1 protein-coding gene is annotated in these 873 nt (G+C 30.6%); it reads right to left on the reverse strand.

Annotated features, from left to right (window positions below; genetic code table 11):
• Positions 1-873, reverse strand: an 873-nt coding sequence (locus B5E48_RS13430) for an IS1634 family transposase (RefSeq protein ID WP_143747038.1), incomplete at both ends; no start/stop codon positions are given.

The raw sequence follows: 873 nt of genomic DNA on the forward strand, positions 1-873 counted from the left end.
TTTATGATTTCCTGAGTACTGTATTTGTTATCCAAGACTTTGAACTGGAATATTCTTTCCAGTAACACTGTCAAATAACATATCAAAAAATGTCCTTTTATACTGTTTTCTTTTTGCAGAAATACTGGTCTGGCATCTAAATCGGATTTCATTATTCTAAATGATTCTTCTATTCTCCATAAATTATGATAGGTATTATAGATGTCTATTGATTTCATATCTGTTTCTGATGTAATCAATAGATTATAGCCTGCTAGTTCAAGTTCCTTTTTTATGATGTCCTCATTGATTGTTGCTTTTGCTTTTTCTCCATTTTCATCAGTAAAATTAACGTATTTTCCCAGATCTCCATATTCAGATCTTTTTGCTTGGCTGTAACATAATTTTTTTGCTTTTTCAACTTGTCTATTGATTTCATATTTTTTTTTAGATGCAAGTTTTGGATTATAAGTCACTACTCGTTTCTCAGTAAAATATATTGTCTTCTTTTTTCCGTCAATCTCTATACGATAAGGAAATTTATCAATGCATGACTTATATTTATATAATAATGCACCCTCATCATTTTTTATTTCTTTCCAGTCTTCATTATCTAATAATACCCACTTTTTTTCTTTTTCAGGTAGAGTCTTGACGGATTTAGAAAATAAATAACCATCTCCATTTTCTTTAGAAAAAGCAATGTTTTGAGTACAGTTCAGTCCTTTATCAGCTACATGTATAGTTTTTCCTGCGATTTGATTTTTCTTTTTAAGGCCTTGAATCACGTCCCTTAAAATCGGCTTTTCACTTTCATTGCCAGGAAACAACTTCATGCCAATAGGGATCTGATTGGCATCCAGCAATAGACCCAAACTAACAATAGGATCTTTT

This window comes from Massilimicrobiota sp. An105 (assembly GCF_002161155.1).
Taxonomy (GTDB): Bacteria; Bacillota_I; Bacilli_A; order Erysipelotrichales; family Coprobacillaceae; genus Allocoprobacillus; species Allocoprobacillus merdigallinarum.